The 13147-nt window shown below is 72.0% G+C and carries 14 protein-coding genes and 1 pseudogene; 7 read left to right on the forward strand and 8 right to left on the reverse strand.

Annotated elements, in window-relative coordinates; genetic code table 11:
* Positions 1-3: 3 nt before the first annotated feature.
* The gene (locus EJ357_RS23980) at positions 4-822 is read right to left on the reverse strand and encodes an ABC transporter permease (RefSeq protein WP_126393619.1); all 819 of its coding nucleotides are present in this window, start codon (positions 820-822) and stop codon (positions 4-6) included.
* A 53-nt stretch (positions 823-875) separates the two neighbouring features.
* The gene (locus EJ357_RS23985) at positions 876-1811 is read right to left on the reverse strand and encodes an ATP-binding cassette domain-containing protein (RefSeq protein WP_126393620.1); all 936 of its coding nucleotides are present in this window, start codon (positions 1809-1811) and stop codon (positions 876-878) included.
* Between the two features lie 150 nt (positions 1812-1961).
* On the opposite strand from EJ357_RS23985, the gene EJ357_RS23990 reads away from it, so the two are divergent.
* The 3 genes from EJ357_RS23990 to EJ357_RS24000 all read left to right on the forward strand — a co-directional run bounded on the left by EJ357_RS23990 (position 1962) and on the right by EJ357_RS24000 (position 4168).
* Positions 1962-2660 (forward strand): TetR/AcrR family transcriptional regulator C-terminal domain-containing protein, encoded by a 699-nt coding sequence (locus EJ357_RS23990; RefSeq protein WP_126393621.1) that lies wholly within the window; start codon positions 1962-1964, stop codon positions 2658-2660.
* Positions 2661-2729: 69 nt separating this feature from the next.
* Complete coding sequence (locus EJ357_RS23995) at positions 2730-3014, forward strand: hypothetical protein (protein ID WP_126393622.1); 285 nt, start codon at positions 2730-2732, stop codon at positions 3012-3014.
* 233 nt (positions 3015-3247) lie between these two features.
* Complete coding sequence (locus EJ357_RS24000; protein WP_126393623.1) at positions 3248-4168, forward strand: Ig-like domain-containing protein; 921 nt, start codon at positions 3248-3250, stop codon at positions 4166-4168.
* Here EJ357_RS24000 and EJ357_RS24005 read toward each other — a convergent pair.
* Positions 4162-4620: an FxLYD domain-containing protein gene (locus EJ357_RS24005; protein ID WP_126393624.1), complete on the reverse strand. Its 459-nt coding sequence runs from the start codon at positions 4618-4620 to the stop codon at positions 4162-4164. The genes EJ357_RS24000 and EJ357_RS24005 overlap by 7 nt on opposite strands.
* 199 nt (positions 4621-4819) lie before the next feature.
* Here EJ357_RS24005 and EJ357_RS24010 point away from each other — a divergent pair, with 199 nt between their 5' ends.
* Positions 4820-5377, forward strand: coding sequence for a DUF7144 family membrane protein (locus EJ357_RS24010; protein WP_228473147.1), 558 nt, complete (start codon positions 4820-4822; stop codon positions 5375-5377).
* A gap of 171 nt (positions 5378-5548) precedes the next feature.
* Here EJ357_RS24010 and EJ357_RS24020 read toward each other — a convergent pair whose 3' ends face one another.
* From EJ357_RS24020 to EJ357_RS24035, 4 genes are all read right to left on the reverse strand, one after another.
* Positions 5549-5917, reverse strand: coding sequence for a DUF6479 family protein (locus EJ357_RS24020; protein ID WP_126393627.1), 369 nt, complete (start codon positions 5915-5917; stop codon positions 5549-5551).
* Between the two features lie 100 nt (positions 5918-6017).
* A complete protein-coding gene (locus EJ357_RS24025) occupies positions 6018-6470 on the reverse strand; it encodes a VOC family protein (protein ID WP_126393628.1) in 453 nt (150 codons plus the stop codon).
* A gap of 337 nt (positions 6471-6807) precedes the next feature.
* On the reverse strand, positions 6808-7464 hold the full coding sequence (locus tag EJ357_RS24030; protein ID WP_126393629.1) for a DUF305 domain-containing protein: 657 nt from the start codon (positions 7462-7464) through the stop codon (positions 6808-6810).
* A gap of 137 nt (positions 7465-7601) precedes the next feature.
* On the reverse strand, positions 7602-8030 hold the full coding sequence (locus tag EJ357_RS24035; protein ID WP_228473148.1) for a DUF6153 family protein: 429 nt from the start codon (positions 8028-8030) through the stop codon (positions 7602-7604).
* A gap of 167 nt (positions 8031-8197) precedes the next feature.
* On the opposite strand from EJ357_RS24035, the pseudogene EJ357_RS24040 reads away from it, so the two are divergent.
* Positions 8198-8323 (forward strand): annotated as a pseudogene (locus EJ357_RS24040) (IS30 family transposase); the annotation flags it as partial.
* A gap of 104 nt (positions 8324-8427) precedes the next feature.
* On the opposite strand, the gene EJ357_RS24045 reads toward EJ357_RS24040, so the two are convergent.
* Positions 8428-11703: an FG-GAP-like repeat-containing protein gene (locus EJ357_RS24045; RefSeq protein ID WP_228473149.1), complete on the reverse strand. Its 3276-nt coding sequence runs from the start codon at positions 11701-11703 to the stop codon at positions 8428-8430.
* Positions 11704-11989: 286 nt separating this feature from the next.
* On the opposite strand from EJ357_RS24045, the gene EJ357_RS24050 reads away from it, so the two are divergent.
* Both EJ357_RS24050 and EJ357_RS24055 read left to right on the forward strand, forming a co-directional pair.
* Positions 11990-12406 carry a Tat pathway signal sequence domain protein gene (locus tag EJ357_RS24050; RefSeq protein ID WP_126393630.1) on the forward strand — a complete coding sequence of 139 codons (417 nt, stop codon included), beginning with the start codon at positions 11990-11992 and terminating at the stop codon, positions 12404-12406.
* Complete coding sequence (locus tag EJ357_RS24055; protein WP_126393631.1) at positions 12403-13107, forward strand: class F sortase; 705 nt, start codon at positions 12403-12405, stop codon at positions 13105-13107. Before EJ357_RS24050 ends, EJ357_RS24055 begins: the two co-directional genes overlap by 4 nt.
* Positions 13108-13147 lie beyond the last annotated feature (40 nt).

A 13147-nucleotide genomic window follows, 5' to 3' on the forward strand; every position in this document is an offset into this window, starting at 1 on the left:
CGCTCAGCGCCCGGCGCCCTTGCGGAACGTCGCCCGCGCCCACAGGTAGCCCGTCAGGCCGAGGCCGGCGCACCAGGCCAGGGCGATCCAGGCGTCGTTGCCGATCTCGGTGCCGAGCAGGAGGCCGCGCAGGGTCTCGTTGATGGGCGAGAAGGGCTGGTACTCGGCGAACCAGCGCAGGCCGGTCGGCATCGAGTCGGGGGTGACGAACGCGCTGGAGAGGAAGGGCAGGTAGATCAGCGGCATCGGGGCGTTGCTCGCGGCCTCGATGGTCTTCGAGTTCAGGCCCATCGCGGCCGACAGCCAGCTCAGTCCGAAGGCCAGGAACAGCAGCAGCCCGAGGGCGGCGGCCCACTCGACGGCGGTGGCGTCGGGGCGGAAACCGATCGCGTACGCCACCCCGGTGACCAGGGCGAGGATGAACACGATCTGGATCATGTTGCCGAGCACGTGCCCGGTGAGCACCGAACTGCGCCAGATCGCCATCGTCCGGAAGCGGTTGATGATGCCCTCGGTCATGTCGGTGCACACGGTCACCGCGACCGTGATCGTGCCGGAGGTCACCGCCATCACGATGATGCCGGGGACCAGGTAGTTGATGTAGGCGTCGCGGTCGCCGACCCCGATCCCCTCGCCGATCGCGCCGCCGAAGACGTACACGAACAGCAGCAGCATCAGCACGGGCAGGGTGACGATCTGCACCGTCAGGGACGGGTAGCGCAGCATGTGCTTGATGTTGCGGCGCAGCATCGTCATCGAGTCGCGAAAGGCGTAGGAGCGGGTGCGCGCGGGGGTGGTGGCGGTGGTGGGGACGGTGGTCATCGGGGTGTCCTTTCGGGGACGGGTCGGGCGGCGGTGCGTCGGACGGTGGCGGGTCAGACGGTGGCGGTCTTCTGGGTCTCGGTCAGCGCGAGGAACACGTCGTCCAGGTCGGGGGTGTGCACGGTGAGCGACTCGGCCTCGACGGCCGCGGCCTCCAGCAGGTCGAGGACCGCGCGTACGGTGGCGGGGGTGCCGTCGCCGGGGACCTGAAGGGCGAGGTTCTCGGGGTCGCGCTGGGCGACCTCGAAGACCCGGGCGGCCGCGTCGAGCCGCCGCTCGTCGGCGAACCGGAGCCGGATGTGGCTGCCGGGGATACGGCGCTTGAGCTCCTCCGCGGTGCCCTCGGCGACGATCCGGCCGCCGTGCAGCACGGCGATGCGGTCGGCGAGCTGGTCGGCCTCCTCCAGGTACTGCGTGGTGAGGAAGATCGTGATGCCCAGGTCCTCGACCAGGCCGCGGACCAGCTCCCACACGGTGCGGCGGCTGCGCGGGTCGAGGCCGGTGGTGGGCTCGTCGAGGAAGATGATCCGCGGCTCGCCGACCAGCGTCATCGCCAGGTCGAGCTTGCGGCGCATACCGCCGGAGAAGGTGGAGGCGGCCTTCTTCGCCTCCTGCGTCAGATCGAAGCGCTCCAGCAGGTCGGCGGCCCGGCGACGGCCCTCGCCGCGGCTCAGGTGGTGCAGGTCCGCCATCAGCAGCAGGTTCTCCTCGGCGGTCAGCAGCCCGTCGACGGCGGCGAACTGGCCGGTCACACCGATCGAGCGGCGTACGTCGTCGGCCTGCCGCACGACGTCGTAGCCGCCGACGCGGGCCTCGCCGGCGTCGGCGCCGATCAGCGTGGACAGGATCTGGACGGTCGTGGTCTTGCCGGCGCCGTTCGGGCCGAGCAGGGCGAAGACCGACGCCTCGGGGATGCGCAGGTCGATGCCGTCGAGCACCGACTTCTCCCCGTACGACTTGCGCAGGCCCTCTGCGTGGATGGCGGTCATGACTCTCCTCGGTGACTTCGACGACTTCTAGGGGACTTTTACGGTGTGCAACTCCGTGGACTTGCACACCGTAAAACTTGACTTGCACGGTGTGCAAGTCCTTTGGGGCAGGAACTTTTACAGCGTGCAAGAGGCGGTTACGCTGGTCCCATGGCGCGAGAGACCTTGAACCGTGAACAGATCGTCCGGGCGGCGATCGAGCTGCTGGACGCCGAGGGCATCGACGGCCTGAGCATGCGCAAGCTCGGCCAGAAGCTGGGCTCGGCGGCCACGGCGATGTACTGGCACGTCGGCAACAAGGAGAACCTGCTGGTGCTCGCGGCCGACGAGGTGTGGAGCGAGGTCCGGCTGCCCGACGTCCCGGCGGTGGGCTGGCGGACGGCGGCGCGCGAGCTGATGTACGCCGCACGCGAGCTGTGCGACCGGCACCGCTGGCTGGTGCGCGTGATCACCACGTACGTCGGCTACAGCGACGGGATGGCCCGCTTCCAGGAGTGTGCGTACGAGACCTTCGAGACCGCCGGTTTCCGGGACGCGGACCTCGACTGGGCCGTGAGCACCCCGTTCATGTTCGTGACGGGGCTGGCCTTCATGACCTCGACCGAGGCCGCCGAGGTCAAGGAACGCGCGTCGCGCAACCCGGCCGCGCAGTCGGAGGAGGAGGCCGCGGTCGTCGCGCAGGCCCAAGCCATCGCGGCGAAGTACCCACGGCTGGCCGCCAGCGGGGAGGCGCAGGCGCGCCGCGGGGAGAGCTTCTCGGAGCAGGTCGACGAGGTCTTCGCGTTCGGCGTGCGGACGATCCTCGACGGGCTGGAGGCCCGACTGGGGGCACGCTCCGACTCCGTCTGAGTGGAAGGGTGCGGGCCCCTCGCGTGGCGGGCCCCCGGCGCGGCCCCCGCTGCCGAAGGATCCGTACGCGTGGCACGCACCTTCGACGAACTGGTCGCCATGCAGCGCGCGGCCGACCAGGCGCACACCAGGGTGGAGGAGCTCCGGAGTCAGTACGGGCCGCCCGCCCACAGCCCGTGGACCGAGCTCCAGACCGACACGTACGAAACCGCGTGGCGGGCCTGGCGCGACCTCGCGCGCGACGTCCAGACCGCGGTGACCGAATACGCGAAGGAGCAGGGCAGCTCGCGGGGCGAGGTCGAGGCGGACGTGAAGAAGGCCGTACGGCATCCGGAGCAGGGGATCCAGCCGTAGTCGGATCAGCGGGGAAGTGGGGGGAGCAGGGGGAAGCGACCCTGCTCCCGCTGACGCCGACGGCCCGCGGGTTCGCCCGTATCGGCTGATCGGCGGCGACGGGCCCCCGCACGGGTGGTGCACGTCGGCCGACCGGCCCGTACGGCCGAGCAACACACGCCACCTGCGCGAACGGGCCGTGAGAATCGCAGGCAGTGGTGTTGCCGACGCATGTGTGAGGAGCCCCGCCGACGATGAGCAGGTCCTGGAAGACGACGGTTCTCGGGTCGCTCGCTGTCGCGGGCGTGGTGTCGATGACGGGGGTGTCGTACGGCGTGTCGTACGGCGCCGAGGGTCCGGCGGTGGCGGCGGTGATCTCGGTGGGGCCGTCCGGACCGGACGGTTCGGTCGGCTCGTCCGGCCCTGATCTGTGGGCGGCGGCGACGATCGAGCCCGGGCGGGAGGGGCGGGTCGAGGTCGGGGGCTACGAGGGGATGGGGCTGGGCGAGGGTTCCACGCTGACACTGACGGCGCCGACGGGGACGAGGGTGACGGGCATGCCGTTCGCCTCGCTCGGCTACCGGGGAGCGGTGGGGCAGGGCGGGGCCACGGGGACGTACACGTTCACGGGGGCGTCAGGGGCGTCGGGAGCGGCTGGGGAGCCGGCGCCGGCGGGCGGCGACCCGGGCTCGGCATCCGATTCGCCGTCGGAGGCATGGAAGCGCCGTACGTTCCCCTTCGTCCTGTCGGTCGGCCCGGAGGCCGAACCCGGCACCAGGCTCCCCGACTGCGCCCTGGTCCTGCGGGACGCGAAGGGCACCGTGCGGGAGAGGGGCACCTGCACCGTGACGGTCGGACTGCCCGTGCCGACCCTGTCCCGCCCCCAGTCGGGCGTCCCCGTGGACGCGCTGTCGAGGACGGTGGGCACGGCCTACCCGGGCGCCCAGATCACGGTCCGGGACGCGGCGGAGAACGAGGTCTGCTCGACCACCGCAGGACCCAACGGCATCTGGCACTGCGTCCCCGCCCTCGCCCTCACCCCCGGCCCGGGCCGCCTGCAGGCGACGGCGACGATGAACGGCGTCAGCTCGACCAGCGAACAGATCGACATCACGGTGTCGGGCGCGCCCGAGGCTCAGGCGACGGACTCGCGCAAGTCGCGCCGGCCTCAGTAGCGCACGGCCCTCGCCACCTCCGCCCGCACCTCGCCGCCCAGGTCGCGGGTGCTGCGGCCGGTGGCCGTCCCCGTCTCGCCCGCCGGTACGTCGGACACGGTCACCACGGTGGCGTCCAGGAAGTTGCCGTCCTCGTCGCGGAAGTTGATCTGTACGGCGAAGGACCGGGTCGAGTCGGTCGTGTTGTCCGCGGTGACCTCCACGGTCGTACGGCCGTCCGAGTCGGTCTTCGGCGCGCCCAGTTTCACCGCGTCCTTGGCGTCGATGCCGCCCTGGATGTCGTCCAGTTGGCGGCCCGCCTCCGCGGTCGCCGAGGCGAAGGCCGATGCCGCTCTGCTGGCCACGGAGGAGGGGGTGTCGTCCTCGCCGCACGCCGTGAGGAGGGCGGCGGCCAGTGCGGCGGTCGTCGTGAGTATCGTGGTCGTCGTCCACCGCGTTCGGTGACCGGGCATGGCGCCTCCAGCGGGTGCGTTCCGTGCGCGTCGGGACCTGACTGTCCCCTCCGGGCTCCTCCAGTGAAGTTCGGTGAGCCCGAGCCCGCACTCCGGCCGTCACCCGTTCGGCCCTCCCCCGTGGTGACCGCCCCCGCCCCAACCCATCGTCGAACCGACCGCAGAACACGCGAGAAGCGAGAAGTGGGGTACGGCAACCATGAGCCAGCAGCAGTCCCAGCCGCAGCCGCAGTCGCAGCCGCAGTCACAGGCGACCGACGCGGCGCACAGCCGCCCCGGAGCCCCCGGCCCCACCCCCGCACCGGGCCCCACCGGCGGCCCGCGGCCCGCGCCCGCCGTCCCCGGCTGGGTCACCGGCGGACTCGTCTTCGCGGGTGTGCTGATGCTGGTGAACGGCCTGCTGGCGGTCCTGCAGGGCATCTCCGCGATCGCCGAGGACGACGTCTACGGCAGTGTCGGCGACTACGTCTTCGGGATGAGCCTCACGGGCTGGGGCTGGACGCTGCTCGTCCTCGGCGTCGTCGTGGCCGCGGTCGGCTACGGCATCCTCAAGGGGGCCTGGTGGGCGCGGATCACCGGCATCTTCGTGGCGTCACTGAGCATGGTGCTCCACTTTCTCTTCCTGCCGTACACGCCGGTGTGGTCGGTGATCATGGTCGGCATCGACTTCTTCGTGATCCTGGCCCTGGCCACGGCGCAGGACATCTCGGAGTCGACCAGCGCTTCGACGCGCGAGAACGCCTCAGCAGGTCGTTGATCCTGGCCGGGTCCTTACGGCCGTTCAGCTCGGCCAGCAGGTCGTCGGGGCATGCGCCCCCTGTCCGGACCCGTGCACGGATTTGAACGGCTCTGATTCGCGCAGCCATGCACGTCGTCCGGACAGGGTGACATCACGCAGCCGGTCCCCGCGCCGCAATTTCCCGGCGGCTCAGGCGTGTCCGATACCGCCGCCGCCGAAGGAACCGCTCTTGCCCGGCAGCCACCGCTTGCGGTGCTGGTCCTCGCTGCGCTTGCTGCCCGCGTGGTGCAGCTCGTGCGGCAGGAGCCGTTCCCTGCCCGTCGCGTGCGGCACCTCGTCCGGCTCCCGTATCTCCCGGATCTCATGGACCGCGCCGGTCTCGGGGAGGTGCGGCTGCTCGTCGGCCTTGGGCCGGGGCAGTTCTCGGTCCCGGACCCGCATGCCGAACTGAACGGCCCAGACCAGGGCGCCGGCGATGAACAGGCCACCCACGAAGGCGGCGATCACGTTGAGTACTTCACTCGACGTGGCCGCTAGTACAAACGTCGTCGTACTCATGCCCTAATTATCACCGAAACGGGCGAATGGGCTCCCTGTAGGGGTGACCGGATTGTCTACGCGCGTTGCGTATGCCGCAGGGCCTGGCCCGAGCTCTCACTCACCCCTCATCCACCCCCTCACGCACCCCTTCACCCAGCTCCGTGAACAGCGTCAACTGCAGGGCGCCGGGCGCTTCGAGGCGTGAGTTGAGGGAGTTCCAGGGCGTCCGTGTGGGCTCCGCGACGACCTCGGCTCCGGCGGCGGCCAGCCTGGCCGTGACGGCCCTCGAGTCGTCCACCTGGAAGGCGACCCGGATGTGGCCGGCGACCCGTCGGCCGACCTCGACCTCGTCGATGAACTCGGCGTGGTTCGGGTCGGTCAGCTCCAGGGTGGCCCGGCCGGCGTCGAGGATCGTGACCCGGCCGTCGGGCGAGGAGAACGCGCCCCGCTCGGGGAGGCCGAGCTCGTCCCGGTAGAAGCGCAGCGCCTCGTCGTAGTCGGCCGCGGTGACGACCAGGCGGAGTTCGTGGACGCGTACGGGGTGCTGTTCGGCCGGTCCTGCGTCGGACATGTACGGCTCCTCTTCGGGTCTTCGGCTTGTCGGTGGTCGTGAGGTGAACCCGGGCGGCGGGGCGGGTGATTCCCCGGGAGGGTTTTTCGCCCCGCCGCCCCTACCCGTCCCGTCCTTGAAGGGGTGCTGCCCCTTCGACCCCGCCAGGGGGCTCTGCCCCCTGGACCCCCGCTCCTCAAACGCCGGAGGGGCTGAATGTCGCCGGCGGCGCTGAATTCGGGGACGCCTCTTCAGGCCCGGGGCGGGTTGTGACGGGTGCCGGGCGGCGGCCCGTAGGGGCCGACCGGATGTCGGTGTGCCCCGGTCCGCCGCCCGTTGCCCGTTGCCCGCCGGAGCGTCAGCCGCCGTTCTTGCCGAGCAGCTTGTTCATCTCCTTGATCTCGGCGGTCTGGGCGGTGATGACCGCGTCGGCCAGTTCGGTCGCCGGGTTGTACCGGCCCTTCGCCTTCTCGGTCTCGGCCATCTCCACGGCGCCTTCGTGGTGCTCGACCATCATGGTCAGGAACATGGTGTCGAAGTCCTTGCCGGAGGCCTTCGACAGCTTGTCCATGTCCGCCGGGTCCATCATTCCGGCCATGCCGGAGCCGCCCGAGTGACCGGAGTGGTCCATGCCGGGGGTGGCCGCCGGGACGTCCTCGCCCCAGGCCTTCAGCCAGCCGGACATGGTCCGGATCTCCGGGTCCTGCGCCTTCTGGACGCGCGCGGCGAGGTCCTTGACCTGTGCCGAGGAGGCGCGGTCGGCGGCCAGTTCGGCCATCTCCAGGGCCTGCTGGTGGTGCGGGATCATGCCCTGCGCGAAGGAGACGTCCTGGTCGTTGTGGGCGCCGGCCGGGGCGCCCGTGGCGGAGGCGTCCGCGCTCGCCGACGGCGACTTGTGCGTGCCGGAGGCGTCGTGCCCGCCGTCGTCACCGCCACAGGCGGCGAGGACGAGGGCGGCGGTGGTGGCCGTCGCGGCCAGGGCGGCGCGACGGATCAGGGTACGGGTACTGGTCATGCTGGTAACTCCTGCGAAGTACGTGACGTGCCGCGGCCTCGCGGGGCGGCGCGGCATGGGCATGGCTGAGCGCCGTGTGCCCGTACGCCCGTACTCCCCCGGTCGGGGAACGGGGACGGGGACGGCTCGGCCTTGTCCTAGGTCCGCAGGATCTGTAGTTCGGCCAGTGAGGGTGGCGCGCGCCCGCCCTCCGGTGCGGCGGCCACGGAACGGCCGTCGAGATCGCCGGAGACGGCGTTTCCGGCCGGATCGGGCAGCAGGGCCGGCAGTACGGGTCCCGTGCCGACGGCGCCGGAGGCGCAGGTCGGGTCGGCGTGCTGTGCGTGTCCGCCGCCCGTGGTGCCGCCGTGGCACACGGTCTCGTCGGCCGTGCCCGGCATGTGGGCGGCGGCCATGGCGCGCGCGTGGGCGTGATGGGACGAGGTGGAGGCGGCGGCGACCACGTTGCCGGGCCCGAGGGCGTGCATCCCGAACAGCCCGGCGAGGAGCCCGAGCAGCAGAAGCATGCGCCACGGCCCCGTCATCGGGAGCCGAGGCGCACGGCGGTGCTGTGCACGGGCTGTCACGCCCTCATCGTACGTATGCCGTCGGCGACCGACTCACCAGGTGACCGGCCGCACACATCGCGGTCCGCTCACCACGTCACCGGCAGCGCGTGGAGGCCGTAGATCACCGCGTCGTGCTTGAAGGGGAGCTCGGCGAGCTCGGCGGCGACGCGCAGGGTGGGCACGTCACCGACCTGTCCCGGCACAGCAGGGACGACCTCGATGCGGTCGCCGCCGAACTCAACAGCCGCCCACGCAAAACGCTCGGCTGGGAAACCCCAGCCGAGCGCCTGCATAAACTGCTCACGGCCTGATCAACACGACCGCGTGTTGCAACGACCCATGGAATCCGCCCTGGAGCCGGGCCTCTCTGCCTGGTCGCTGTCCTGCTGGTTGTTTCCCGCGCCGGCTGCTTGTCCTACACGACGGCCTTGTAGCCCTGCCAGCCCGTGGCGATCCGCGTGCGGCTGCCGAACGACCCCTTGCCGTCGCCGTTGTTGCGCCAGACGTTGCCCGAGGTGTCCCGGGAGACGAGATCCGCCCGGCCGTCACCGGTGAAGTCGCCGACGCCGACCACGGCGTTGTAGGAGGCACCCCAGTCGTCGAGGACCTTGACGCGCGCCTTGAAGCCGCCCGTGCTCGTGGTGTTCGCCTCGTAGCGCCAGAGCTCGTTGGACTTGTCCTGGGCGAGGAGGTCGCCGCGGCCGTCGCCGTTCAGGTCGCCGGCGCCGATGATCTTCTTGTAGCCGGTCCAGCGAGAGGCGATCTTGACGCGGGCGGACAGCGTTCCGGTGCCGGTGCCCTTGAAGAGGTAGACGTCCCCGGTGGACGCCTGACGCGCGATCAGATCGGGACGCCGGTCGCCGTTGACGTCGCCGGGCGAGGTCAGGATGTCGTACGCGTTCCAGCCGGAGGTGCCGAGCGAGGTGTACGGCGTCGAGGGCGTCGGCGCCGTGCCGCAAGCCGGGCGGTAGGCGCGCAGGGCGCCGCTGCTCAGCCGGACCAGGACGTCGTTGCAGCGGTCGCCGTCGAGGTCGCCGAACGGCACGAACTTCGCGGTCGTGGACCAGCCGGAGCCGGAGACCTTGCTGCCCAGCGTGCCCGTTCCGGTGCCGCGCTGGATGGTGAGCGCGCCGGAGGAGTTGAGGGTCAGGACGTCACCCACGCCGTCGCTGCCGGCGTGGTCGCGCGGTGCCGCCGACCCGGCCGTCACCTTCACGGTGCCGGTGCGGGAGAGGGCGGCGCCCTGGCCGTCGGCGGGCTGGGCGGTGAGCGTCCAGGTGTAGGTGCCGTTGGCGACGAGGCGGCCCGCGGAGTCCTTGCCGTCCCAGGCGGCCTTCAGCAGACCGCGGGCGGACGAGCCGGAGAGGGTCCGGACGGTCGAGCCGGACGCCTTGTCGCGGACGGCGACCGTCCAGGAGGCGGCGGGCTTCGACAGCCACCAGGTGCCCGAGAAGCCCGCGGATCCGGCGGTGACCGTGGAGTCGATCGCGGTGAGCGCGGAGGCCGGGACGCCGGTCGGCACGAGGTGGACGCGCTGCGCCTCGTCGGCGTAGGCGACGCCGCCGCCGAAGCGGTCGACGGTCCAGCGGGCACCCGCCGTGAGGTTGTCCCGCCCGAGTTCGGTCCAGTCCGCGAGCTTGTGGCTCGGCAGGTCCAAGTGACTTCCGCTGGACGGCAGTCCGTTGTGCAGGTCGATGAGGGTCAGCCCGCTGATCGACTGGACACCGTCGACGCGCTGGACGAGGTAGCCGTCGCCGAGCAGGACCCTGCCGTCCGGGGCGGTGGCGGTGCGCTTCGCCGTACGGTCGTACACGCCCGAGCCTTGGACAGACCCCCAGTTGTCCACACACGTCCAGTAGACCCAGCGACCCACGGCCTGGAGATCGGACGGGGTGCAGCCGTTGCGGGTGGTGAACGACTCCACGACGCTGCCGGACGGGAGCCGGGTGGCCGTGACCTTGCCTCCCGTGGCCGCGCCGCTCCACAGGGTGTCCCCCCAGACGGCGGCGGCGACCCGGTCGCGCTTCTGGAGAACCTTCGGCGCCGTCCCGTCGACGGGGAACTCGGCGATGTACTGCGAGTCGGAGGAGGCACCGTCGACGATCGCGTACCGCCCGGAGAGGGCCTTGAGTTCCGGGGTGCTGTCGCCGGTGTCGAGGGCCGGACCCCACGGGGCGGTGCCGTTGGTGCGCAGGACGGTCAGACCGGATTCGGAGGCGTTGCGGCGGCCGTGGCGGCCGGTGCCGTCGGCGAGCAGACGGCCGCCGTCCCTTCCGCTGACGAGCCCGTCCACGCTGGTCCTGGCCACGCTCGGCGTGCTGCCCGGGGTGAGCCAGGTGCTGCGATAGGCGCCGACGATCGTGTCCGGCTCGTACAGCGTGCTGTTGTCGGACGTGGTGAGGATGCCGTTGCCGATCGACAGACCGCGGATCCCCGCGGGCATCGGCTGTACGGCGGTCACCCGGGTGCGGGCGACCGAGCCGTCGGCGCCCTGGGCGACGCGGTACACGCCCCAGTCGAGGTCGCCCCGGTCGACGTACTTCTCGGCGCCCGCCACGAGGACGGAGCCGTCCGGCGCCTGGACGATCTGGTGGGCTGCCGGGTCCATGACCTCGGTCATGCCGGTGTCGGTACCGTCGGAATCGAGGGCCCACAGGGGCTGGCCCCGGTACATGTTGTTGCCGGGCCACACCGGTTCCACGCCGAGCAGCCTGTCGCCGACGATGCCGTACGCGGCCTCGTGGGTCAGGGACGCCGTGTCGAAGGTACGGGGCGCGGCGGACAGGTCGGCGCGGTCGTACACGTCCGCCTTGCCACGCCCGGGCCGCAGCCGCAGCACCGAGTCGGCGCCCAGCCGGAAGCCTGCCACCTCCCAGGTGTCCGTGGCGTCGACCCGGTCGGGCAGCGCGCCGAACACTCCGGTGGCGAGGTCGACGATGCCCCAGTGACTGTGGCTGTCCTCGCTGTCGCCAGTGCTGTAGCGGACGATGACGGACCGTGCGTCGCCGTCCTCCACCCGGATGTCGCCCGCACCGTCCGGGAGCCCGGTGACGGGCGTCTCGGTGACCCCGCCCCCGTCGTTGACGCGCCGCAGCTGGTAGGCGTTCGGGTTCCCGTTGACCCCGCCGGTGCTGGTCAGGACGGTGTCGCCGAAAGTGCCCTGGTAGGTGTGGTACTCGGGCACCGGCACCACGCTCGTGCCGCCCGAGGCGCCCGCGCCCTGGAGGAGGGTGACCTGGTGGTCCTCCTCGGAGTACAGGGCGACGGTGTCGGAACCGTCACCGTAGTAGCCGGTCTGGAAGGACGCGGCCTCCTGGAAATAGCCGCTGTCGATGTCGTACTGGACGGGGACCTCCAGCCGCTGCTCCAGCGCGGTCGTGGTGCCGGTCGCGTAGTCCGTCCACAGCAGTCGGTCGTCGCCCTCCTGGGCCCAGAGGAACCCGGTGGCACCGGCGTTGAGGATCTGGGTGGCCCGGGGGACGGCACGCGGGGCGGCGGGCAGGACGAGTTCCCCTGCCGCGGCGGCCGCGAGCGGTGAGGGTGCCGCGGTGGCGGGCGTCGCGGTGAGCGGCAGGCTGAGACTGAGGCTGAGCGTCGCCGCGAGTACGGCCGTGTGCGCGGCCGTGGATCTGAGGCGTACTGAGCGTGAACCAAGGGCCGGTCTGTGCCGGCGTCGGCCGAGTCGGGCCACCGTTCCTCCTGGGAAGGCAAGAAGAAGGCATGGTGGGACACTCGGCAGCGCTCCGGCTCCTCGCTCGGCCCCCCGGCCGTTCCCCCCACGCGCGTGGGGGGAGAGTAACAGCATGTTCATGACGGGCTGCCGCCGCCCGCCGTGGCACGAGCCCTCGGCGGACGACGGCCAAGCCCTCGAGGTCCGGCTGTGATGCCCCCCGGCGACTTTGCCATCTCTTTGCAACCCGCTCCGGGGCTGCCTCGTCTCTTCGCTCGATTCCGTCACCGAGAGAATGAGCGACCCCATGCGTCGAACTGCCCTCAGCATCCTGGCTCTTGCCTGCACCGCCGTCCTGGCGAGCACCACGCCCGCCCTCGCCGACGGGACCTCCCCGACCCCCGCCCCCGGCCGGACGGCCTCGCAGCCCGCGGCCACCGCCGTCCCGACGCCCAGCGAGGAGCCGACCACCGCCCCGAGCGCCGAGCCGACCCGGCCCGCCTCGCCCGTCCCCTCGGCGCCGTCGGAGGCCGAGCCGACGCCTGCACCGGAGGGCGGCCAGGTCTCCGTCGTACCGTCGGGGGCGCCGGACACCGGAGTCACGGACCCGTCCTCGTCGTCCGGCGCCGCGGGCGGGCTGATCGGGGGCGGTGCCGCCGCGGTGCTCCTCGCCGGGGGCGCGACGGTCTTCGTCGTACGGCGTCGGAGGGCGCACGGGGCATGACGCCGCTGTCCAGGCCGGTGCCGCTGTCCGAGCCAACGCCTCTGTCCGCACCGACGTCCCTCTCCCGGCGCGCCTTCGCCACGACGGCCACGGCGGCGATGGCCTCGCTGCTGGTGGGCTGCGGCGGCCAGGAGCAGGAAGCCGGGCAGGGCGCGAGCGCGCACTCCCGGAGGTCGCGGGGCAGGCAGGGGACGGACGACGGTCCGTCCTCCTCGCCGTCCGCGAACTCGGCCCGGGCGCTGGGGCGTTCGGCCCCGGTCCGGCTACGGATCCCGGCTATCGACGTCGACACCCCGGTCATCCGGCTCGGCCTGGCGGCGGACGGCACGGTCCAGGTGCCGCCGGTCACGGCCGACGACCGTGCGGGCTGGTACCGGCACTCGCCGACGCCGGGTCAGGTCGGGCCGTCGGTCATCCTCGGCCATGTCACGGTGGGCGCCTACGGGGACGGGGTGTTCCGGCACCTCGCCCGGCTGCACCGGGGCGACCGGATCGTGGCGCGCAGGGACGACGGCAGCTCGGCGGAGTTCACGGTGAGCGCCGTACGGACGGTGGCCAAGGCGGACTTTCCGGCGGACGACGTGTACGGGGACGTAGCCCGTCCGGAGCTGCGGCTGATCACGTGCGGAGGGCCGCGTGCCGGGGACGAGTACCGCGACAACGTGATCGTGTTCGCGGGGTTGACCGCGACGACTCCCTGACCGTCACGGCTTCCTGACCGCCAGGACTCCCTGACCACCC

It is taken from the genome of Streptomyces cyaneochromogenes (assembly GCF_003963535.1).
Classification (GTDB): domain Bacteria; phylum Actinomycetota; class Actinomycetes; order Streptomycetales; family Streptomycetaceae; genus Streptomyces; species Streptomyces shaanxiensis.

Bases quoted from the DNA above. Each gene is read 5' to 3' on its own strand.
- EJ357_RS23985 (WP_126393620.1), bottom strand. From the start codon at position 1,811: ATGACCGCCATCCACGCAGAGGGCCTGCGCAAGTCGTACGGGGAGAAG.
- EJ357_RS24025 (WP_126393628.1), bottom strand. From the start codon at position 6,470: ATGTCCGACGCAGGACCGGCCGAACAGCACCCCGTACGCGTCCACGAA.
- EJ357_RS23990 (WP_126393621.1), top strand. From the start codon at position 1,962: ATGGCGCGAGAGACCTTGAACCGTGAACAGATCGTCCGGGCGGCGATC.
- EJ357_RS24020 (WP_126393627.1), bottom strand. From the start codon at position 5,917: ATGAGTACGACGACGTTTGTACTAGCGGCCACGTCGAGTGAAGTACTC.
- EJ357_RS24050 (WP_126393630.1), top strand. From the start codon at position 11,990: ATGCGTCGAACTGCCCTCAGCATCCTGGCTCTTGCCTGCACCGCCGTC.
- EJ357_RS24010 (WP_228473147.1), top strand. From the start codon at position 4,820: ATGAGCCAGCAGCAGTCCCAGCCGCAGCCGCAGTCGCAGCCGCAGTCA.
- EJ357_RS23980 (WP_126393619.1), bottom strand. From the start codon at position 822: ATGACCACCGTCCCCACCACCGCCACCACCCCCGCGCGCACCCGCTCC.
- EJ357_RS24005 (WP_126393624.1), bottom strand. From the start codon at position 4,620: ATGCCCGGTCACCGAACGCGGTGGACGACGACCACGATACTCACGACG.
- EJ357_RS24055 (WP_126393631.1), top strand. From the start codon at position 12,403: ATGACGCCGCTGTCCAGGCCGGTGCCGCTGTCCGAGCCAACGCCTCTG.
- EJ357_RS24030 (WP_126393629.1), bottom strand. From the start codon at position 7,464: ATGACCAGTACCCGTACCCTGATCCGTCGCGCCGCCCTGGCCGCGACG.
- EJ357_RS24000 (WP_126393623.1), top strand. From the start codon at position 3,248: ATGAGCAGGTCCTGGAAGACGACGGTTCTCGGGTCGCTCGCTGTCGCG.